Source organism: Nostoc sp. TCL240-02, assembly GCF_013343235.1.
Classification (GTDB): Bacteria; Cyanobacteriota; Cyanobacteriia; order Cyanobacteriales; family Nostocaceae; genus Nostoc.
On record NZ_CP040094.1, the window covers coordinates 6,151,945 to 6,173,786 of the forward strand.

Below are 21,842 nucleotides of genomic sequence, written 5' to 3' on the forward strand. Positions count from 1 at the left end.
CAGGTAATCTAACTATATAGTAGGGAATCACAGATGTGTGCCTCTAATATTGTTTATTCTCTCCACAGTGCCACTTGCTGCTTGAGTTCTCTCATATCTAAATAATCACTAGCAAAAGCTTTTCGTAAAAGTGGATGAGGAATAAATTGATCGTATTTTTGAATTTCCGGTGCTTCTGAAGTACTGAGTAAATCTTCTGAAGTAATTCTTTGCTCACACAATGAACTAATTTCAGGATAAAGATATTTAAATTTATCTTTGCCTAATTTGATTGTGAAATAATAGGGATTTAATCCGCCGATACTTGTAATTTCCAATGATTCTCGACAGTAGGAATTGAGTAATCTTTCTAGGGTGCGATAAGCAACCGTACCCATCCAGGGAAAAATGCAGCATTTACCTTTTTCTAATTGCACAATATTTTGCTTATTTAATCCAATCTTCTGTACCAATTGACGAACTTGACATAAACATTGTAAAGCATTTTTTTGCAAATAGCTATACTCGATATTTTCAAATAGAACCTGTTGCATTCGTTGTAAAACTTTGGTATGAATAGTGCCACCACTACCACGCCAATAAATACTAGCTTTACCCTCAGCTTGTTTAACAAAAATAACTTTCTTTTTAAAGTCAACTTCTACAACTTCCCAACTTCTGCCAGCTAAAGCAAATTGATTTCCAACAGCAGGCGGTGTGACGATACTGCCAATTTCCGTTGCACCTTGCTTAACAATATATTCTTGCTGTTCAGCAAAGACAGCATAGAACTTAAATTTTCTTACAATCTTTTCTCCTGCTAAACCCAGGATTAATTTACCTTGCTCAGTATGCTGAATATGACCAATATCAATTAAATAGCGGAGTAATAATTGGAAATCTTCTTTTGAAATAGCAGCAAAGGGTGGCAGACTAAAAATTTGTTTAGCTAAAGCATGAGGTGAAAGTTCTCCGGTTGCTGTTAAAATACTCATTATTTGATGATAAAGCAAACTCAAAGGATATTTAATCGGTTTGATTGGTTCAATCCATTGCTCCTCTAAATAAAGTTGAATGATAGCGATAGACTGCAACATCTGCCAGGGTATTTGCTCTGGTAGAGAAGCTTCTGGTAATGGTTTCTCTTCAGCACAGATAAAGCGCATATCGGCAGCTTCACCTCTCCTACCACTACGTCCTAAACGCTGTAAAAAGCTAGCTACAGACAAGGGTGATTCTAACTGAATAACTCGCTCTAAATGACCAATATCTATGCCTAATTCTAAAGTCAGAGTGGCGGCTGTAACTGCTGGATTGTTGGGTTCACGCATTGCATTCTCGGCAGCTTGCCGCAAGCTAGCAGATATACTCCCATGATGCACATGATATATATCTGGTAGTCCTTGTTCTGTAGCAATTTGTCGCAAAGATGCAATTACAGATTCAGTCCGTGTGCGATTATTAGCAAATATCAGACATTTGCGAGATTTGCTGAGGTTGAAAATATATTGTTCATAATCTGTTACCTCGGATTCATCTACTTCATCAGTAATATAAAAATGTTCTAAAGCTAGTTTTATTTGGCGTTTTATCCCATCAGTTTGAGGTGTAATCACTAGCTTATCTGTTCCTGAACGCAACCAATTTTCAGCTAGTGAGTAATCACCAAGAGTTGCCGACAAACCAATACGGCGCGGTTGTTTTTGCGTTAACTGTGCTAAACGTTGTAATTGGCAAATAATTTGACAACCACGTTCTGAACCCATAAAAGCGTGAATTTCATCAATGATGACAAATTTTAAATCACCAAATAAGCGGATGAGGTCATTATTTTTGTTGATTAACAAGCTTTCTAGAGATTCTGGCGTAATTTGTAGAATTCCTTGAGGATTCTTTAAAAATTTGTTTTTTCGAGTTTGAGAAACATCACCATGCCAGTGCCAAACTGGAATATTTGCTTCTTTGAGTAAGTCGTTGAGACGCTCAAACTGATCGTTAATTAAAGCTTTGATTGGACTAATATATAATGCGCCGACGGTGGTAGTAGGGTTGGTATGTAATAACGTCAAAATTGGTAGAAAGGCTGCTTCTGTTTTACCCGCAGCAGTTGCAGCAGTAACTAGCAAGTGAGCATCAGTGTCAAATATAACCTGACAAGCGGCAATTTGAACTGGTCGTAACTCAGTCCACTGATGATGATAAATATATTCTTGGATGAAGGGTGAAAGTCGGCTAAAAGCATCACTCATTTTTCTATGAATAATTGGATTAAAGAATCGGTCACGTATCTTTAAGATATGATGGGCAATTAAATAAATCTCTTAATTATATATAGGGCTAGCCCTTTCAAGGTGGGTAAAAATTTTTGTCAATAAATTCCTCTTTAAGCTCTTTACTCTGTGTCCTCTGCGCCTCTGTGGTTCAACAAGAGACTTTTGAACCGCAGAGACGCGGAGGACACAGAGAGAAAAAAATAGATTTTACCAGTCATCTTGAAAGGGCTAATTAAATGGTATTTTGAAAAGTTTTGCCGATTTTCCTCCTGTTGACTCAAGACAGATTAACATCCATAAATCAAACTGAATTAATAGAGAGAAGTATATAATGAGGCAAATACCATGAATAAGTATAAGGAAATCTTACGTGTCGTCCTTGCCATATCCATCATTGTGGTGGGAGTGACACATTTTGTTGTTCCAGGAGAATATGTCAAAATTGTGCCGCCACAACTACCTTACCCTTTAGGATTAGTTTATCTGAGTGGCTTTTATGAAATTTTGGGTGGTATCGGCTTATTAGTCCCGCCTGTAAGTCAAGCTGCTGCTTGGGGACTTCTTGCTCTTTTTATTGCTGTTTACCCTGCCAATATTAATATGGCGGTTAATCTTATTAAGATTGAACATATACCAAATTCACCCTGGGTACACGTAGTCAGGCTTCCCTTGCAAGCAGTTTTAATTGCTTGGGCTTGGTGGTACACGAAATCTTCTGATTGGGAGAAACAAGCTTCCATCATTCCCAAATCACTCATTCCCAAAGAATTAGAATTGAAATAAGTGGGTTTTTTATATTTGAATTATGCGCGTTACAACTTTGTTTGGGATAACCCTTTCGTTAGCAATCGGTATTGGGGGAATAACGCTTCCGGTGACTGAAGCGGTGCAGCTTAGAGATGGTACAGTCTACTTTGTGCAACCGCCGAAACTTGTGAATGCAACGACTACTTATAAAGATGTGAATGTTTGGGGTGGAACTTACTATTTCACTATCAACCTGCCGAAAAATGCTGGAGAATCCCTCCAGAAGGTAACGATCGCACAAAGGGAGGGAACAGAAAATATCCGCTATCATCTTGATGATACCCGCGCCTTTGTCGGAACGAGCGATCGCAAAGAATTTCGGCTAACACTAGGCCCAGTCACAGACGAACGAGACACACGAACCGTTACTGTGAATTTTGCTCCGCCTGTCACTCCCGGACAAACAGTGACAATCGCCCTCCGCCCTGTGAGTAATCCTAGCTTTTCTGGTGTCTACTTACTAGGTGTAACGGCATTCCCGGTAGGTGAAAAATCCCACGGACAATTTCTCGGTTTTGGACGATTTCAGTTTTACACCAATAGAAATAGCTGGTGGTTTCCATAAGTAGTATTACGTCAATGCTATGAACAACACAAGTTTCTATGGTATTGACAGTTTGCTGTAAGCCGTTACGCAGTTGTTATTGCGAATCAAATTTTTATCCCTAAATTATTTGCAAATTTAAAATAAATATTGGATAAACATCTTCTCCTGATAATTCTTGTGGAGATGCTAGTATTTCTACTGGTTTACCAAGACAATAGATTTCTACTTGACGCATTTTCGGATTAATTAAATAGCCTAATTTAACTCCGTTGTCAATATATTCCTGCATTTTGGCTTGCGTTTCTCCCAAACTATGGTATTACTGGGATGGCAATTATTCGAGCGATCGCCGATGGAGAAAGAGACCCAAAGAGAAACGTAAAGGTGGACAAGCAAAAGGGAGTAAGAACAAGAATAAAGTCGAGGTAATTTTTACATCTGAATTACTTCAAATTTAGAAATTGATTCATTCATTATTCCAGTTATTAGAGGTTGTTTGAAAAGTGTTTCGCTGTGACTTTAGGCACTTTTAGATCCCCCCTAACCCCCCTTAAAAAAGGGGATAACCGGAGTCAAAGTCCCTTTTTAAGGGGGATTTAGGGGGATCTAAAACTTGTTGCTACCAACAGCAGGACTTTTCAAACATCCTCTTAGACGGGTTTGTTTTTCTTTATTACTTAGTACTAAATGGTATTTTTGGAAATTATAATGCCTTGCAGATAGCTCGGTAAGTTAACTTCCATATAATTTCCAAGCTTCGCTCCGATTCAGTATTATATATACCTTATAAAAATCCTGACTCTAATAAACGCTTTCGTCGTCAGTCTGGTGAGAAGATTGACTATGGTAATATACCTGATGAATATTTATGTAAAAGTACCATTGAGCAGGATAGTAAAACAGATATTTATGAAGCTACTTTACTCTACAAGGAATTTGCTCAAGCACTCAATTATTCATCCCGTTTCTACGGGCGTTGAACCCTTGTCAATTGGCAGAGTATTGGAGAATAGGAAGATTTATTTTATTGAAAGTCATATCTAATAAGGATCTCGGTGAATTACAATCTCATTCTGGCTCGTCAATATTTAGATGTGTTTGCCTAGATGCCTAGATTAATGAAAGAGTGATAGTCATCACATTTTGAAATAACGACATTTCCAAAATTTTCTAAGCCGAATAAATACTGAGGTTGTTAGTTCGATTTCTAATCTATTATCTCTAGCATATTTCAAGAGTAATTAATAGATGTAGTAACTAGCAGCCAGTTGACTGCGGCTAGTTGATTTATCTTTTGATTCAGCAATGCCGTTTAATTTCAGAGGATAAATGATGTGAACCATAAATTAAGCAGATTCTTTCTGCACGCTGCTATTGCGTTACTGCTACTACTAAGTTTATCCGGCATTAGTCATGTATTAAATATTCCGGTTATTGAGCCACTGAAGGTTGTAGCAGCTACCAGCACATTGACTATTCCATCGAGCGCGCTGGTACCTTGGCCCGTATTTAAGCGTGTAGATGCTCTCAACTCATCGTTTCGTTCTGGACTAAACACAGCCTGGGGAGATTATTGGGAGCGTAGCGAAAATCCTTTTGATATTGGGTATACAGAGCAAACCCAAGAACTAACCAACACCGCCAATCGTAACTATGCAATATACAACAACCTTGACTTAGGTAGTGGTGTAGAGGCATTGATGCTGCGTATCGCTTTGCCTTCTGGGACAAACAGCGTTGAAGTGCGCTTAGGTTCAGTGAGCGGCTCTGTGGTGGGGAGCTGTACCATCAACAGCACTGGTTCTCTGTCAGACTACCGTACAGTTCCGTGTCCTTTGAATAGCAGCCTTGCAAAGGGAAAACAAAACCTTGTCATTAGGTTTACAGGCTCTAACAGTTCTATGCGCTTTAATTGGTTTGCCTTCTGGGCAAAGGATACAGTGCAAAAAATTGACGAGATACAAAAAATCCAATCCAACGATATCAACCAAGGTTCGCCTGTTATTCCGATTTCTGGCAGACCGATACGAACACAAAGCTTACTACCAGCCAGTTCCCAGATTCTGGCCAGATCCTATGGGCTGTGGTCTCCTGGCAAAACATGGGAATGCCCCAAGTGGATGCACGATACTTATTTTACCAATGGCGATGATGGCAAAGTATACCCCACATGGCATCCGCCTGTAGATTTTAACCCTGAAACAAATGTGTATTGTACTTATGGTCACGAGCATGGCGACGATCCGCTCAGTTCAGAGGTATTTAATATTGCAGGGATGCCAGCTTTTGGCTATGTAAATGAGCAACTAGCAACTAATAATCCATCTAATCCATCTGTTCATAGAACTGAAGATCACTTTGGGCATAAGGTTCTTGTTGCCAACAATTGGCAGATGTTCGATGAAAGCAACACCAGTTTAATTAAATCCTGTGACGTGAGCTTAAAACTGCACATGGGTACACATTCGCCGGATGCGCTAGTAAATACAGCCCATGAAATGTTTATGTCTGGTAAATGTGATGGGCTTGAAACCTTCAATTTAAAGCATTTTGCTTTGTTTGGTGCTGCCGGAGAATTTAAAGAACCTGAAACTTCTTTGTGTGACTTATTCGTAAATCCTGGTATTACTCCCTCCCCTACAAATCAACCCTATGGTGATGCCCATCGCGCCATTCCTACTGCTGGCTGTTACCAGCGTGGGACAGTTGATCAAAAAACGGCAGATGTAAATACAAGAAATACTGAATATTGGCTTACTGGCTTTGTTGGAAAAAGTTTTTACTTTAGGATCACAAATCCTTCCCGTTTTTATGATCCGTCTACCACAACGAAGATCAATAGGACTGTGAATAGCTGCTACGATCCAGCGCATCCTCTTTCTACAACTCTACTTTGCGAAGAAACATTAGCTGCTGGTAGTAAAGTCGAGTGGGACGACCCTCGATCGCCCTTCCGAGGAACAACTCAAATAGAAACTCACTTTTCTGGTCTTGCATTTAGCAATTCTGCAAATTCAGTAATCTATACAGATGCTTATGGGAGAAACGCAAGCATATCACCCGCTCCCGCTCAAGGGATTACGTTCAAGCAAATTGTTCCTGTCCAAGGATTTAATTATGATGTAAATGGTCAAGCTAGCCTCTTCCCAGCCAGAGACTATTCTGCATTGGGACAAAATGGGGTAAGAGCGCCTAATTAAAAGAAACTGAGCAATTCTAAATCCGTAAAGCAGGGCATCTCGTCCCAGCATTCCATAGGAAACTCAAAGCTTCAGTTTCTCCATTCGCCGATGCCGCGCATTCGACCGAGCAGCAATAGCTTCATTAGACAACTTTGAGGATTTAGCAAGTGGTGGTGATAAAGATTTCAATGATGTTATTGTACGAGTTAATTTGAATATCGCTTAGTAGATCAGGACTTACGCAAATAATAGGGCAATTCATGAATTGCCCATACAGCGTCTAGCTTTGTGTAAGTCCAAATATATTTTCAATGCGATCGCCTACTATAGCGTTTGTTTCCCCTACTTCGCACTCACCACTTTATGACCAATATCTCTCCGGTAATATATGCCCTCAAACTGAATATATTCGATCCCTGCGTAGGCTTGAGCGATCGCTTGCTCAAAATTTTCTCCGATTCCAGTCACATTTAATACTCGACCCCCATCTGTCACAACTTCTTGTTGCTGGTTTAATTTTGTACCTGCATGAAATACAGTTGCTCCTGTTACCTCTGCCTCACCAATACCAGTAATGACCTTACCTTTCTCATATTCTGCTGGATAACCACCTGAAGCGGCAACGACAGTGGCAGATGCTCCTTTTTTCCAAGCAATGGGCGGTAATTCACTTAATCGGTGTTGTACACAGGCTAGAAGTAACTCTTCTAAAGGCGTTTCTAATAATGGCAAAATCACCTGGGTTTCAGGATCGCCAAAGCGACAGTTAAATTCCAAAACCTTCAAGTCGCCATCGGATGCAATCATTAAGCCAGCATACAGCACACCCCGGTAATCAATGCCTTTAGCTCGTAAGGTGGCGATCGCTCTTTCTAAGACTTCTGTTTGAATCCGTGCCATCAACTCTGGTGTCGCAATGGGTGCTGGGCTATATGCTCCCATACCACCAGTATTCTCTCCTGTATCGCCCTCACCAATTCGCTTATGGTCTTGAGCAGGCAGCAAGGGGCGAATCGTTAACCCATCGGTTAATGCTAAAACTGATACCTCTTGCCCAATTAAACATTCTTCAATGACGACAAATTCACCAGCACTACCAAATTGTCCCTGAAAAATTGCATCAACAGCACTTTCTGCCTGTGCAACTGTTTCAGCTACTATCACACCCTTACCAGCTGCCAAGCCATCAGCTTTAACGACAATTGGCGCTCCCTGAGACTTGACATAAGATTTTGCTGCTCTTGCCTCCGTAAATACCGCAGCCCGTGCCGTCGGAATCCCTGCTTCTTGCATCAAGGCTTTTGCCCAAGCTTTACTCGCTTCAATTTGCGCTGCCGCTCTGACTGGGCCAAATACCATCAATCCTTTATCTTGAAGGTAATCTGTGATTCCCTTAGATAGAGGTACTTCTGGCCCTACTACTACTAGAGTTATGCCATGTTCTAGAGCATATCGGCTGATGCCTTCAAAATCATCTACTCCTAGGGGCAAGTTCTGGCAACGTTCCATACTTGCTGTTCCCCCATTCCCTGGTACACAGACAACTTGCTCAATTTGCTTAGATTGCAACAGTTTCCATGCCAGAGCGTGTTCGCGCCCTCCATTACCTACAACTAAAACTTTCACTGATTTCCTCGTGCGTCCCTTGCGAAATGAGAATACCTGATTAGACTCTCGCGGATCAATTTTTTCACCAATTATCACACTTGTGCAAGCCCCCTTATGGCCATAAGAGGCAGGGAAAGGGGAGAAATAATTATCTACATTTCAGGATTTGTAACTATACATCCATTGCCGTGAAGAGATAGAGCATTCTGGTGATCGCTTTATTTTTGAGGTTTTGTGTCAGGCGATATCTTTCCTGCGGAACGCTAACGCACTCACTCTTCTATAACAGGCGACTACATTTGCTATTTCGGCGACTACATTTGCTATTTCGGCGACTACATTTGCTATTTCAGCGATCGCATTTGCTATTTTGGCGACAGCATTTGCTAAACTGCTACGCGTCTACGTCTTGTTCTTAAGGTTTTCTACAAGGCGTAGGCGTAGACCGTCGTAGACATCGCTCCCGATCAACAACTATCGAAGCAGAAAATTAAAGCATATCGTTTGAAGTACAAATTGTCTGCAAAAATTAAATTCTAAACCTCATCTATGTTGAAACCTAGAGTTTTTTGAAAGATATATTTATTTATGTAGGTTGGGTGGAGTGAAACGCAATCCAACATTACCACATTATTTATGTTGGGTTACGCGATCGCTGCACCCAACCTACAAAACTACCGTTCTCAAGGTAGACGAGGTTTAAGTAGCTGAGTCTGAGCGTTCTATTTGCTGCCGAATGGTATCAATAGAAGCATTAATGCCAGCCAGTTTGGACTCTAAATCATCTCGTATCCAAATCAAGAATTTTAATTTCCGCTCTAAGCTAGCTTTGTGCGAAATAGGTTCGCTTCCATAGCAAGGACTACCCCAAAAAGGAAACATAGTTTACCTCTGTATTTAGCTTTCGTAAGAGTGCGATATATTGCACCACTTCATTCTGACTAATAACAATCAGACTAATGTGGGTAATAACCGACCTAAATTGTACGTGCTTAACGAATACAAAGATAATAATGCTATTGAAACTCCAGATTGTGCAGATACCATAATATATTTTCCTTATTTTATCTTGGCTGGGTAGTGCTTGCTGTTCAAAACTTTCATAAACTCTCTGCACCCACAAGAAGTAAAATCTAAACTTTTAAAAAACTTAATACAAGGGTTACGTCGATTATATTATGTATAAAAATGGTGATTATTGCTTAACTACTTTATGTCTATTCAAGTTTACGGAATTCCCAACTGCGGCACTTGCAAAAAAGCTCTCATCTGGCTCCAAAGCAATAGCATTGAATATGAATTCATCAATACTAAAGAAACTCCACCCAACAGTGAGATGATCCAAAACTGGATGAAGTCTTTGGGTTCTGCTCCCATGCGGAATACCTCCGGTCAGTCTTATCGAGCTTTGGGAGATGAAAAGAAGACTTGGACTGATCAACAGTGGATTGACGCATTTGCTAACGATGCAATGCTGCTAAAACGCCCAATTTTCGTTAAAGATGGAACAGCAGTGTTAGTAGGCTTTAGAGATGAGGCAGTAATTAAAACAAAATTAAAGCTTTAATTCAGATGGCTAATGGCTTTAACTCTTGATTTACAGGAAATTATAAACCTCATCTATGTTGAAACCTAGAGTTTTTTAAAAGATATATTTATTATGTTGGGCTACGCTATCGCTGCACCCAACATACAAAACTATGGTTCTCAAGGTAAACGAGGTTTAGTTATCTCATTATATAGATTTTTATCAAGTGCGTTTACTTCAAATAAATTTTCAATTCCAATAAATCCTAGCTAAGTGGTTAGCTAGAAAAATTTACTAGCTGAGATAGCTAAACTTACTTTAATGCCTCAAACTGCTGCCAACAAAGATATAATGCACGCGGTACGTGAAAACATCCTTTCCATTTGCCACCTTTGAGGTTTAACAATACTTCCCCGCGTCGATTGAGATAGCCAAACCACTCACCAGACTCTGAATCGGCAAAGTTTGACCAGGTATAATCGTGCATCTTTTGATACCATTCCCAACATACCTCACGCCCTGTTAGGCGATAGCCCATTGCTAATGCAACCAAAGACTCTAGGTGAACCCACCACAATTTTTGATCCCATTCCAATTGTTGTGGAGGATGACCGTCTGCATCCATAAAGTAATACAATCCGCCGTACTCGCTATCCCAAGCAAAATTCAGGATATTTAGCACCACATCAACAGCTTGGTTAATAGTTTTGGTATCGTTTTTCCGGTGGGCGATATCCATGATAAACCACATAGCTTCGATACCGTGACCAGGGTTAATCAGCCGTCCCTCAAAACAATCTATGTGGGAACCGTCAGGGGCAACATTTTCGTACATTAGTCCCCGTTCTGAGTCGAGAAAATCGGTCATCACTTCGCCCTGAGTCTCAGCTAGGACATTCTCTAGGGTTTCTTTTGGTAGCAGCCATTCCATTTCTAGAGTCAGGTTGGCTAAAATCATAGGTACAGCCAATGATTTCATCGGGCGTGTGCCGGGATAGGTTTTATTATATTTGCCTTTCGGGTTATCTTTACGGCGTAAAACGTTGTTATAAGCCTGCATTGCCACATCTTTTGCCCATTCTTCGCCCCCAGCCAATGCGTATTTACTAAATGCCATCGCAGCAAAGCAATCAGAAAAGATATTGTAAGGCTCAACCAGTGGTTTTCCTTCACGGGTGAGAGCAAAGTACCAGTTACCATCACTATCTCTGCCGTGTTGGGCGAGAAAATTAGCGCCATTGCTGGCAATCTTCAACCAGTTTTCGCGTTTTTCTAGCTGGTTGTAAAGCATCGAAAAAGTCCACACTTGGCGGTTTTGCAGCCAGATGAATTTGTCTGTATCATAAATTTTGCCGTAGCGATCTAGGCAGGTGAAGTAGCCGCCTTGCTGCCAATCGAGAGAATATTTTTCCCAAAATGGGAGTACGTCGTTGAGGAGAGCGTTTTTGTAAAGTTCAGCGAGCGCTTGAAAAGTATACTCCATAAATTTCCACCCCTTTTGTGCTAAGGCTAACAGCTTAACAGTTATCACATTTTGGCTCGAACATGGAGCATAGGCATAGCCCGTCGTAGACATCGCGTCAGTCTTTTACAAGATTTAGTTAGCAGCAGTTATACTTCTATCTTGTATCTTGCACTATTCTCAATAACCGTAGGGGAGACAGTGAGGTTGTTATGAGTGAGATTAAACGAGTTGCGATCGTTGGAGGAAACCACGGTAATGAGTTAACAGGAGTATATTTAGTCAAAAAGTTTCAGCAGTATCCAAATTTAATCAACAGGACAAGTTTTGAAACTCTGCCATTACTTGGCAATCTTAAAGCTATTGAAGAAGGTAAACGATACATTGACAGGGATTTAAACCGTTGCTTCACCAATCAAGGTTTACAAAATCCTCAACTCTCAAGTTATGAAGATACGCGGGCGAAAGCAATCCAACAAGTACTGCAACCGCAAAATCAGCCATTTGTAGATGTAATTGTTGATTTGCACAGCACAACTGCCAACATGGGGTTAAGTCTGATTTTTTGTGACCTGAATCCTTTCTTACTTCGGTTAGCTGCTTATTTAAGTTCTATCAATCCGATGGTAAAAGTTTTTGTGAATCAGCAATCTAAAGAAGGTGGTTTTCTTCGTTCTTTGTGCGAATTGGGTTTTGTTATCGAAGTTGGTGCTGTGGCTCAGAATATTTTAAATGCCGAATTATTTCAGCAAACAGAGCAGCTTATTTATGCAATTTTAGACTATTTTGAAGGGTGCAATCAAGGTAATATTCCGCAGACAAGCAGCCAGCTTACACTCTATCAATATATTGAGACTATCGATTATCCTAGAAGCGATGTTTACGGCGGGCTGCAAAGTGGGGAGATTCAAGCCATGATTCATCCCCAGCTTCAGTTTAGAGACTATGAACCTCTAAATCCAGGCGATCCAATGTTTCTGACTTTTGCAGGAAAAGATATTTTCTATGAGGGAGAGTCTACTGTTTATCCTATTTTTATTAATGAAGCGGCTTACTACGAGAAAGGAATTGCGATGTATCTCAGTCAAAAGCTGCAAGAGGTAGTTTAATTTCTTTGCCCTTTTAACCAAGATTGCAAATCAACCAGTAAATACTCAACCTGCTAGCCGATACATAATCACTTTTCCTTTCCAGTTTTCTTCCACAAATACCAGATACTCACCATTTGAACGACGAAATGCGCGGATACCATAAGGTATATCAATCCAGCCACTTTCGCTGCCAACTTCTGGGCCTGGTTTTAGCTGTTGTACTTGCGCTCCCGTCTTGGCATTATAGACATATACCTCTGCGGTTTTGACTGTCACGGCAAATACCCGATCGCCCGCCACACTTATGGCTGCTGTAGACACTTCGCGTTTGCCGGTGGTGTCGTAGGGAATCACAACTCGCCACTTGGGGGTACGATTTCCTTTACTCCAATTGTCAAAACGGGCAATTTCAGATCCAGCAACTCCAGTATCATCACCGAAGGCCGGATGATCTACTGTAAAGCCTGACAAATACATAGTATCTGTTTCGGGGAAATATTCGATCCGCCGCAAGTCGTTAAATATGCTGGGAGTAGTTTGCTTTTCCATCGAAGTATAGTTGTAGATGGGGTTGCCTTTAGCATCTATTCCCTGTAAAGGATAGTGGCGAATGCCATCTTCTGTTCGCAAAGCTTTCCAAACATCTCCTTTGCTGTCTACCCACCATCCACCGATATAAGGATAATCTTTGCTGGTATCATATTCATTATTTTCAAATTTGCCATTACCGTTGCGATCGCGCCAGATCCATTCGCCTTTTTGTGGTTGATTCGGCGGCCAATTTCCCTTGAGAAATGGTTTATCTGCGCCATTGCTACCGACAAACATTCCGGCTGGAATAGCAATTTTGCCATCTGTGGCTGGATTAAAACGATATATTTGCAGGAAACTGTTATACATATCAGTGAAGAACAAAAACGGCTTCCCTTGGATGCGGCGCACAAAAGTTCCATCTGGCGATGTATGCAGACGGGGATCTTGAGGATATTTGAAAGGATTTAAGGTGTAAGCTTTGTAAGTCCATTGCTTACCAGCAGGCTTACTGTAATCCATGAGATAGTGTTCTTGTTTGGTGAATAAATCTACACCATCAGTTTTAGGATCGGCATCTGCATTATCAACGAATATCAATCCTAGCGATCGCCATATTAGTTTTCCCGATGGCGAAAATTTCCGTAAATCTGTTCCCGATTTGTTGAAACCATTACTATTTACATAGATATTACCTGAAGCATCTGCACCAACTCCGGTAAGTCCGTAAAGCTTCAAATCTCCAACTTCGCCAGTAATTTCTGTATAGATACCACCCTTAGAGCCAAAGCTACCTGTCTGCACTGGCTGATCTTTGATGTCATAAATCAACATTTGCTGACGCGGGCCATTTTCTGCCACTAACAGCTTACCTTGACGATCAATTGCGATCGCAGTTGGTTCAATAATATCTGCAATCTGTTGGGGCAATTGCTTTCCACTTTGGGAATAATGTAAAATTTTGGCAGGTTTACTACCATTTTTGCTTTGAATAATCCACAGATTTTTTTGTGGATCAACAGTTATTGCTCCTGGATTGGCAAAGGTAAAACTGCGTACTTGCTTCATCGTATCAGTATCATAGACACGAATGCGGTTAGCAGCAAAATCACTCACATACAACTCGCTTCCTACTGTTGCTAATCCAGTCACTTCACTTTTTGTACTGGTAATTAACATACTTTTATCCCAGCCACGCCCTTCAGAAAACGGTGCAGGTTTTCCCGACAAATCATAGCGTCTAACGCAGTGCCAAGCTGTTCCTTCAGGAGGATAATCTTCATCAGTTTTACCCTTTGATCCCTGAGTCATGGCAAGGTAAATATATTTACTATTTGCCGTTACAGCGATGCCACCTCCACGGCTCCAGCCATGAGTATCGCCAATAGCACCAATAACCTTACCATCTTTGTATATGGCTGCCTCCATTCCCGCCTCATCCCAATGGCTGTTGGTATAAACTGTGCCATCAGGAGAAACATACATTGCCTCAATATTGTTTTGTACCCGTAGATTTCCACTGCCAATAGTGTTACCTATCCACGATGTTTTGTAAGTAAGGGTGGGTGTTTCAGTATTGTTTTGTACCAGCAGATTTGTACTGTCAATAGAATTACTTGTCCACGATGTTTTGTATGTAAGCGTGGGTGTTTCTGTTGTTGCCCAGTCTGTTGTAATACCAAGAGCAGTAACAATGACTCCAACAGTCAAACTGAGTAAAAAATTGAAAGTTTTACTTCTTTGTAAATATCTAAATTTAGATAATTTTTTTATGTGCTGATGAAGCTTGCGACGGAGTTTTCCTAACTTCGTCATTAATTTATTTATCATATAGTTTTTCAGCTTTTAATTATTTATATACAATCATTTTTTGGGAAATCAGTAAAAAATATAATTATTATAAATAAGCGATAGTTTTACACTATCTTTACAAAAACCATTTTATTATTTAATTTTTCAGCCAGTATCTATAAAACCTTCTCGAAGGTATTAATAGCTACTGTTCGATAAACAAAAATGGTAAATGTTAATACATGATATTTCTATAATTATTAATTTATAGCGATTTTCGGCTCTCTCTATCTAGTATTCGCTTTTCCTAATTAATAAGTATCATATCTATCAAAATCAGTACTATGTAGTTTATAAAAACACAAGGTTTCCTCCCTTGTTGACGTTGACATATAAATAGTTTATAAATTGGTGTTCTATATAAAAATCTTGATTTGGAAATTCTAGTAATTAATTTTTGGAACATCTTGTAGGGACTTACAGTTATACATCCCTACTGTTTTAATATATCTATAGGAGACATATTAGTGAAAAATAAATCAGAAATTTTAGCTTCATCATCTGCATCTATTCTCACATTGGGATTAGGCTGGTTTCCCAAGAATCCCGGAGGGTTAGAAAGATATATGTATGAACTAACTCATAAATTAGCAGCCAATAAAGATCAGGTTGAATTATGCGGAGTTGGTCTACCAGAGGCTGAAATAAATTCGCCGATTAAGCTGACTAACTTGGCTTCTCCCGATAGCACTATTTGGCAAAGATTATGGTCTATTCGCACTAACTTTCAGAAAACAAGAACCAACAAACCAGATGCTATTAATCTACACTTTGCATTATATAGCTTTCCGCTTTTAGATATTTTACCAAAGGGAGTACCAGTTACTTTTAATTTTCATGGCCCTTGGGCTTCTGAGAGTCAGCAAGAGGTAGTTAATAAGAATCTAAGTCTTTTAATTAAGCATCATCTAATAGAAAAAAACACATATAATCACTGCGATCGCTTCATTGTATTGAGCAAAGCATTTGGAAAAATTCTCCATGATAAATATCAAGTACCGTGGAGCAAAATTAATATTATTCCTGGTGGAGTTGATATTAACTGGTTTCAACCAAATTTATCACGCCAAGAGGCTTTTAGACAGCTAGGCTGGCCAAATGATCGCCGGATAATATTTACATCCCGCCGTTTAGTGCATCGAACAGGAGTTGACAAATTGTTGCAGGCTTTGGCTATAATTAAACCCAGAATACCAGATGTTTGGCTAGCGATCGCAGGTCGTGGTCACATCCAAGCTGCACTACAACAACAGGCTACAGAATTAGGACTAGATGACAACGTTAAATTTTTAGGTTTTCTCCCTGATGAGCAATTACCTATAGCTTACCAAGCTGCGGAATTGACTATAATGCCTAGTCAATCTTTTGAAGGGTTCGGATTAGTAATAGTCGAATCTCTGGCTTGTGGTACTCCTGTTTTATGTACCCCAGTTGGCGGAATGCCAGAAATTTTATCAGAATTTTCACCTGATTTAATTACAACTTCAACAGAAGCCTCAGCTATTGCTGAAAAATTAGAACAAGCGCTTTTGGGAAATATCCCCATACCTTCACGAGAATTTTGTCGTCAGTACGCAACTACACACTACGACTGGAATCAAATTGCTCAACAAGTACGGAATGTTCTATTAAATTAAACTAGAGACGCGAAATTTTGCGTCTCTGTATTGTATTATAAGGAAGTTTTATGAAAATTTTTTTCTTAGACCAAAGCGGCAAACCAGGCGGTGCAGAATTATGTTTAATAGATATTGCTAAACCATACGGCGATCGCGCTTTGGTAGGTTTATTTGCAGATGGGGCATTTAAAGAATTACTACAGCAAAATCATATTCCTGTAGAAGTTCTTGCAACTCAAGCAATTCAAGTTCATAAAGAAGGCACTTTGGTGCAAGGATTAAAAAGTGTCGGACAACTTGCACCTTTGATTACTAAGGTAATTAAAAAAGCGCGTGAATATGATTTAATCTATGCTAATACTCAAAAAGCATTAGTTGTAGGAGCATTAGCAAGTTTTTTTAGTCATCGTCCTCTGGTTTATCATTTACATGATATTCTTTCCAAAGAACATTTTAGCCAAACTAATCTTCGCATTGCCATTAACTTAGCTAATCGTTGTGCCTCATTAGTAATTGCTAATTCCCAAGCTAGTAAAACAGCCTTTATCCAAGCAGGAGGACGCTCAGATATTGTCGAAGTTGTCTATAACGGCTTTAATCCAAAAATTTATCAAACTGATGAATCTGATATTAATCAATTACAGCAAAAATTAGGATTACAAGGAAAATTTGTAGTTGGACACTTTAGCCGTCTTGCACCTTGGAAAGGACAGCATATTTTAATTGATGCCCTTGCCAAATGTCCGCCAGAGGTGACAGTAATGTTAGTGGGAGATGCACTGTTTGGCGAACAAGATTATGTCAAACAATTACACCAACAAGTTGCCGATCTCGGACTAGAAAACCGCGTCCAATTTTTAGGATTTCGTTCAGATATTCCCCAGTTAATGGCAGCTTGTGACTTAGTAGCACATACTTCTACTTCGCCAGAACCGTTTGGTAGAGTGATTGTTGAGGCGATGCTATGTGGAAAACCTATAGTTGCAGCAAAAGCTGGGGGTGTAATGGAATTGGTAGAACATGGACTTAATGGTTTTTTGGTGACACCAGGAGAACCCCAGGAACTTGCACAGGTGATAATCACCTGTCTTCAGGAAACGGAAATAACTGCAACTATAGCCAATAATGCTAGAACTACTGCTAGTGGGCGTTTTGATATTGCAACTATTAATCAGCAAATTGCTCAACTGCTGTCTGACAAATTTTAGTACACTATGGCAGAATTAGGGGATCTTGGGCAAGATCCCCTACAAATAATTTTGGATAATTTGTTTTTTCCAAGCGATCGCATTAAGCTGCTTCCCGCAGTTGTGGTTGTGACGGCACACTCACCTCTGGAAACGAAAGTGAGAGTTGTTCTGCTTGAGGAACTGCGGCTTGCTGCAAAACTTGAACTTCGATATTCACGCTGACTAAATAACTGCCTGTATCAGCACCAACCGCTTCAGCAATTAATTTGGCGATATCTGGGCGTTTGGCAGTCAACGGATCGCGTAAAATACACCGATCCCATTCATGCTTGGCGGTCGGATTGAGGTTGAGAATATAATGCTTCATCATCGAACTAACCCTTGAATCCATCTTCCAGAAGGTTGTCACACAGCCGTTAGGCATTTCATTAGGCTTTGTGGACGCTATCCATATTATAGTATATTTGTACTAAAGATGATGATGTTTTAGTAAAAAAGTAGCGCAGATAGACTATTCGTAGCACTACACCTGTGTGCTAATACGATATTTGCGTGCTAAATCCCATTGTTTTAGGGCAGATGCAAAGAATCGAAGTGCCATGCCTACCCCAGGCAAAGCCAATAGTAAATTTACAGCAGGTTGCAAGTCAATAAAGTAGAAAATGCAGGATTAACGCCTCAGATATAAAGATTTTCTGCCCCTACCTCCTATTCAAAACCCGTAGCTTTATATTTCATCCAAAGAAAAACTGCTGTATCTATTCCCTTGTTCTCCAATTTGGTGGTGCGCCTAAATCTATAATTATTAATTCCAGAAGATATGCCCATTAGGTAATGCTAACTAAAAGCTATTGCAATTAAGCTTACAAAGCAAGCCCTAATTTTATACAAATCGCTATATGCTAGATACTTATATTATTGACCTATTTGTAATTGGTCTACTTCTGCTGATGGTAACATTAGGGTCAGGTTGGATTGCTCGCCTACCTCTTTCTTTTGCCATTATCTATCTCATAGTTGGTATTTTTCTAGGCCCTTATGGCTTTGGGCTGATTCAATTACGTCGAGATGAAGTTTTTAATGCCGAACTACTGGAAAGAATAACAGAACTTGTAGTAATTATTTCTGTGTTTAGCTGTGGCTTAAGAATTGTTCGTCCTTTAAAGTTGGGGGCTTGGGATATTACAGTACGGTTGATTGTATTTTTGATGCCAATTTCAATTTTTGCTCTGGCTGTTGTGGGTAAATTGTTTTTAGGGATGAATTGGGGAGAAGCAATTTTATTAGGAGCAATTCTTGCACCTACCGATCCAGTATTAGCATCAGAAGTACAACTGACCGATATAAACGATCAAGATGAATTGAGATTTGGTTTAACTTCTGAAGGTGGCTTAAATGATGCTTTAGCTTTTCCCTTCGTTTATTTTGGTCTTCATGCGTTAAAAGATGACAACTGGGGTAACTGGTTTAAACAGTGGATTACAGTTGATTTAATTTGGGCAATCGCAGTTGGCATTATTATGGGAATTGTGGTTGCCAAATCTATAGTTTGGATTGAAAAGACAATTCAAAAACGCCGTCGTGCTGATGAGTTAATGGAAGATTTCATTGCTATCAGCACGATTTTACTAACTTATTCCTTAACAGAAATGGTTAATGGCTATGGATTTCTGGCAGTATTTGTTGCTGGGTTAGTTGTCCAACGCAGTTATAGAAACTCTGAAAAACCGCTAGGACAATTGGAATTTATTGAGCAAGTTGAAAAGCTGCTGGAAGTCGGAACAATTTTACTCTTGGGTTCAATATTGTTATTCCAGCCAATGCTTAATTATGCTATGCAATCTTTGTTAGTAATCATTTTGTTATTCTTAATAATTAGACCAGTCGGAGTTTGGATTAGCACAATAGGTAAACGCCCTGTAGAATCACACCGCCGAACATTCCATCCAGGAACTCGTTGGTTATTTGGATGGTTTGGTATTCGCGGTGTCGGCTCTTTATATTATCTTGCCTATGCCTTTGGTAATGGTTTAAAAGGTGAAGCTGCCGAACAAATTGCTTGGATAACTTACACTACTATTGTAGCCTCTGTGATTATACATGGCATTAGTGCAACTCCATTAATGAAGTGGTATGAGCGCAATATCGGTAATCAAAGAAAACCCACTTCTCCTTCCACAATTGATGAATTTGAATAAACTTCTGTCGGGTGTGTTAATGCAGAAGGTTAACGCACCATCAAAAACTAAGGTGCGTTACCCTAAAGCGATAACACACCCTACAAGTTAATTTTCTAAACCTGTGACTTCAAAACATATAAAGGCTTTAAATCTTAACTACCAAACTTCGTACAAAAGGGCTTGGTAGTTTTAGCCTATATTCTCTATTTACCTGTCACCTTTTCGATAACTTCTTTCGCTTTTTTCCCAAAACTTTCTGGGGGATTTTGTTCTTGTTCAGCCTTCAAATTCCTTTCGTAAGTTTTCTCTATAGTATTAAGGTTTTTTGAATCTTTTATCGCTTGCTCATAAGCTTCTTCTCGTTCTTCTTCTTGAATGCCAACACCTGGGTCAAATTCGTTAGCACGATTAATTTTTTCTTCAGAATTTGGTTTATACTCTGGAGGGATTAACTTTAATTCTTCAAGAGTAGTTGCATAACTAGCTTGCTGAACGAATATAAATGAACCAGATAAGCTGATAGAAACCATCAAGCAAACAACCAAAAAGCTTGAACGTAAAGCTTGTTTTAAAGTTAATAGAATTTTTTGCATGAAAAACTCCTCCTATTGTTCTGTTATAAGCCTTAATTATGTATAAATATATTCAATATTCAAGGCTCACAGGCATCCTAAATGTTTAGGTACAGTTTTTCCTTCTATCTCAAGGTATATTAATTTTTACCTATAGTTCAGTTAATGCCATCTAAACGTTTTAGGATCTATACCCATAGACAAAGGCAGGCAAGATACCTACCCACAAGATTGGCATTTATATTTATTTGTTAAAAATCCCTCATAACCAACTGTGATTAATTTTAATTCCTCGACTTTGCATTACTTCTTCAAATAAATCTGTTGGGAGTGCTTCTTCCACAGCAAAAACACCTGGTTTATTGAGTTTACCTTCTAGCAATAATTGGGCAATACTACCTGTGCCACAACCAGAAGCTATCGCTGTATTTTCATGCACTACAGTTGAACAATAAACGGCGGTTTCCCCATCTTTTTGCCCTGTTACTTCTGAACGAACCGCTACACCAATTCCAGTAAAATTGTTAGTCACATCTGTCATCGAATGGCTAACATGAGATAAAAATTCAATCATGTAACGGCGCTGCATTAACCACTTGGGAAAAATGTGTGCCGCAATCCAAGTTAGGTGATTATAAAAATCGGGAATAGAGCCAAACTTAGTAATTACAGTTTTTACTGATGGGAAAGCTTTGGGCAATGTAAAAGTTTCTGGCATATCAAACCAATAAACTCCACTAGGCCCATAGGGAGGCGGAAACTTAACTACTTCTCTTTCACTATAAGGCTTGATGATCTCCCATTTTCCATCTATCCAAGTCTCAAAAGGATACTGCAACCCTAGAAAAGTTGTCCGCATCACTGTAATGCCAGCACCGCCAGAACCCGAAACTAAATAACTTAAATGGATCTTTTCTGGTTTATCAAATTGTTCAACACCTTGACGTACCATGCTGTTAGAAATACCAGGAAAAATGCCAGTATTAATAATTGCTGTCACACCAGCAGTAGCAGCTTTTTCATGATAATTGAGAGCTTTACTAGTATAAGAACGATGGTCGCTAACATCTACATAGTTAACGCCTTCAGCAATACAGGTTTCGAGAACATTAGTATCTCGATAGTGAAATGGCCCAGCACAATGGATGACTAAGTTAGAGTTTGCGATCGCATCTCGCAACTTGTCAACTTCTGCCAAGTCCAAGACCAAAAACTGCACTTGTCCGCCTGAAGACAAGCTAACAGCCTTCCCAAACTCCGCAGAACGTCCAGTAATCGTAATTTGAGCTTGCGTATGGGTAGCTAGATCCTGAGCAACACTGCTACCAATCCGCCCCCGTCCACCAAGAATTAAAACTCTGTCTGTCATTACTCCAGATTGGCAACACTAACCTTATTTCATCAGTTTTGCGTCCTATTTGC

17 protein-coding genes and 2 pseudogenes are annotated in these 21,842 nt (G+C 39.7%); 10 read left to right on the forward strand and 9 right to left on the reverse strand.

All coding sequences use genetic code 11. The features are described from left to right. Window positions 1–53 precede the first annotated feature (53 nt). Entirely contained in the window at window positions 54–2,228 is a 2,175-nt protein-coding gene (locus FBB35_RS26195) for a DEAD/DEAH box helicase (protein ID WP_174712060.1), read from the reverse strand. A 369-nt stretch (window positions 2,229–2,597) separates the two neighbouring features. Here FBB35_RS26195 and FBB35_RS26200 point away from each other — a divergent pair, with 369 nt between their 5' ends. Both FBB35_RS26200 and FBB35_RS26205 read left to right on the forward strand, forming a co-directional pair. After that, entirely contained in the window at window positions 2,598–3,035 is a 438-nt protein-coding gene (locus FBB35_RS26200) for a DoxX family protein (protein WP_174712061.1), read from the forward strand. Window positions 3,036–3,057: 22 nt separating this feature from the next. Further along, window positions 3,058–3,624, forward strand: coding sequence for a DUF2808 domain-containing protein (locus tag FBB35_RS26205; RefSeq protein WP_174712062.1), 567 nt, complete (start codon window positions 3,058–3,060; stop codon window positions 3,622–3,624). Between the two features lie 100 nt (window positions 3,625–3,724). Here FBB35_RS26205 and FBB35_RS26210 read toward each other — a convergent pair. Continuing rightward, a pseudogene (locus tag FBB35_RS26210) lies at window positions 3,725–3,919 on the reverse strand (Uma2 family endonuclease); the annotation flags it as partial. Between the two features lie 334 nt (window positions 3,920–4,253). Here FBB35_RS26210 and FBB35_RS35130 point away from each other — a divergent pair. From FBB35_RS35130 to FBB35_RS35915, 3 genes and pseudogenes are all read left to right on the forward strand, one after another. Then, window positions 4,254–4,559, forward strand: a pseudogene (locus FBB35_RS35130) (transposase); the annotation flags it as partial. A 381-nt stretch (window positions 4,560–4,940) separates the two neighbouring features. Then, window positions 4,941–6,806: a carbohydrate-binding protein gene (locus FBB35_RS26215; protein WP_174712063.1), complete on the forward strand. Its 1,866-nt coding sequence runs from the start codon at window positions 4,941–4,943 to the stop codon at window positions 6,804–6,806. Between the two features lie 115 nt (window positions 6,807–6,921). Next, window positions 6,922–7,014, forward strand: coding sequence for a DUF4114 domain-containing protein (locus FBB35_RS35915; RefSeq protein ID WP_368041855.1), 93 nt, complete (start codon window positions 6,922–6,924; stop codon window positions 7,012–7,014). A gap of 116 nt (window positions 7,015–7,130) precedes the next feature. Here FBB35_RS35915 and purD read toward each other — a convergent pair whose 3' ends face one another. Together purD and FBB35_RS26230 are read right to left on the reverse strand one after the other, a co-directional pair. Next, the gene (purD, locus tag FBB35_RS26225) at window positions 7,131–8,414 is read right to left on the reverse strand and encodes a phosphoribosylamine--glycine ligase (RefSeq protein ID WP_174712064.1); all 1,284 of its coding nucleotides are present in this window, start codon (window positions 8,412–8,414) and stop codon (window positions 7,131–7,133) included. Window positions 8,415–9,095: 681 nt separating this feature from the next. Continuing rightward, window positions 9,096–9,278 carry a hypothetical protein gene (locus FBB35_RS26230; RefSeq protein WP_174712065.1) on the reverse strand — a complete coding sequence of 61 codons (183 nt, stop codon included), beginning with the start codon at window positions 9,276–9,278 and terminating at the stop codon, window positions 9,096–9,098. A 331-nt stretch (window positions 9,279–9,609) separates the two neighbouring features. Here FBB35_RS26230 and FBB35_RS26235 point away from each other — a divergent pair, with 331 nt between their 5' ends. Then, window positions 9,610–9,963, forward strand: a complete 354-nt coding sequence (locus tag FBB35_RS26235; protein WP_174712066.1) for a Spx/MgsR family RNA polymerase-binding regulatory protein — start codon at window positions 9,610–9,612, stop codon at window positions 9,961–9,963. Between the two features lie 274 nt (window positions 9,964–10,237). On the opposite strand, the gene FBB35_RS26240 is transcribed toward FBB35_RS26235, so the two are convergent. Continuing rightward, window positions 10,238–11,407 carry an AGE family epimerase/isomerase gene (locus FBB35_RS26240; RefSeq protein ID WP_174712067.1) on the reverse strand — a complete coding sequence of 390 codons (1,170 nt, stop codon included), beginning with the start codon at window positions 11,405–11,407 and terminating at the stop codon, window positions 10,238–10,240. Window positions 11,408–11,598: 191 nt separating this feature from the next. Between FBB35_RS26240 and FBB35_RS26245 the strand changes: the two genes are divergently transcribed. Continuing rightward, complete coding sequence (locus FBB35_RS26245; protein ID WP_174712068.1) at window positions 11,599–12,495, forward strand: aspartoacylase; 897 nt, start codon at window positions 11,599–11,601, stop codon at window positions 12,493–12,495. 45 nt (window positions 12,496–12,540) lie between these two features. Here FBB35_RS26245 and FBB35_RS26250 read toward each other — a convergent pair whose 3' ends face one another. Next, window positions 12,541–14,838: a hypothetical protein gene (locus FBB35_RS26250; RefSeq protein WP_174712069.1), complete on the reverse strand. Its 2,298-nt coding sequence runs from the start codon at window positions 14,836–14,838 to the stop codon at window positions 12,541–12,543. 488 nt (window positions 14,839–15,326) lie between these two features. Here FBB35_RS26250 and FBB35_RS26255 point away from each other — a divergent pair, with 488 nt between their 5' ends. Beyond that, window positions 15,327–16,496 carry a glycosyltransferase family 4 protein gene (locus FBB35_RS26255; protein ID WP_174712070.1) on the forward strand — a complete coding sequence of 390 codons (1,170 nt, stop codon included), beginning with the start codon at window positions 15,327–15,329 and terminating at the stop codon, window positions 16,494–16,496. Window positions 16,497–16,546: 50 nt separating this feature from the next. Further along, entirely contained in the window at window positions 16,547–17,686 is a 1,140-nt protein-coding gene (locus FBB35_RS26260) for a glycosyltransferase family 4 protein (protein WP_174712071.1), read from the forward strand. A gap of 82 nt (window positions 17,687–17,768) precedes the next feature. Here the strand turns inward: FBB35_RS26260 and FBB35_RS26265 are convergent, their stop codons facing one another. Next, window positions 17,769–18,038: a hypothetical protein gene (locus FBB35_RS26265; protein WP_069069307.1), complete on the reverse strand. Its 270-nt coding sequence runs from the start codon at window positions 18,036–18,038 to the stop codon at window positions 17,769–17,771. A gap of 529 nt (window positions 18,039–18,567) precedes the next feature. On the opposite strand from FBB35_RS26265, the gene FBB35_RS26270 reads away from it, so the two are divergent. After that, window positions 18,568–19,866 carry a sodium:proton antiporter gene (locus FBB35_RS26270; RefSeq protein ID WP_174712072.1) on the forward strand — a complete coding sequence of 433 codons (1,299 nt, stop codon included), beginning with the start codon at window positions 18,568–18,570 and terminating at the stop codon, window positions 19,864–19,866. A 185-nt stretch (window positions 19,867–20,051) separates the two neighbouring features. Here FBB35_RS26270 and FBB35_RS26275 read toward each other — a convergent pair whose 3' ends face one another. Further along, on the reverse strand, window positions 20,052–20,441 hold the full coding sequence (locus FBB35_RS26275; RefSeq protein WP_174712073.1) for a hypothetical protein: 390 nt from the start codon (window positions 20,439–20,441) through the stop codon (window positions 20,052–20,054). Between the two features lie 241 nt (window positions 20,442–20,682). Further along, window positions 20,683–21,789 (reverse strand): saccharopine dehydrogenase family protein, encoded by a 1,107-nt coding sequence (locus tag FBB35_RS26280; RefSeq protein WP_174712074.1) that lies wholly within the window; start codon window positions 21,787–21,789, stop codon window positions 20,683–20,685. Window positions 21,790–21,842: the final 53 nt, after the last annotated feature.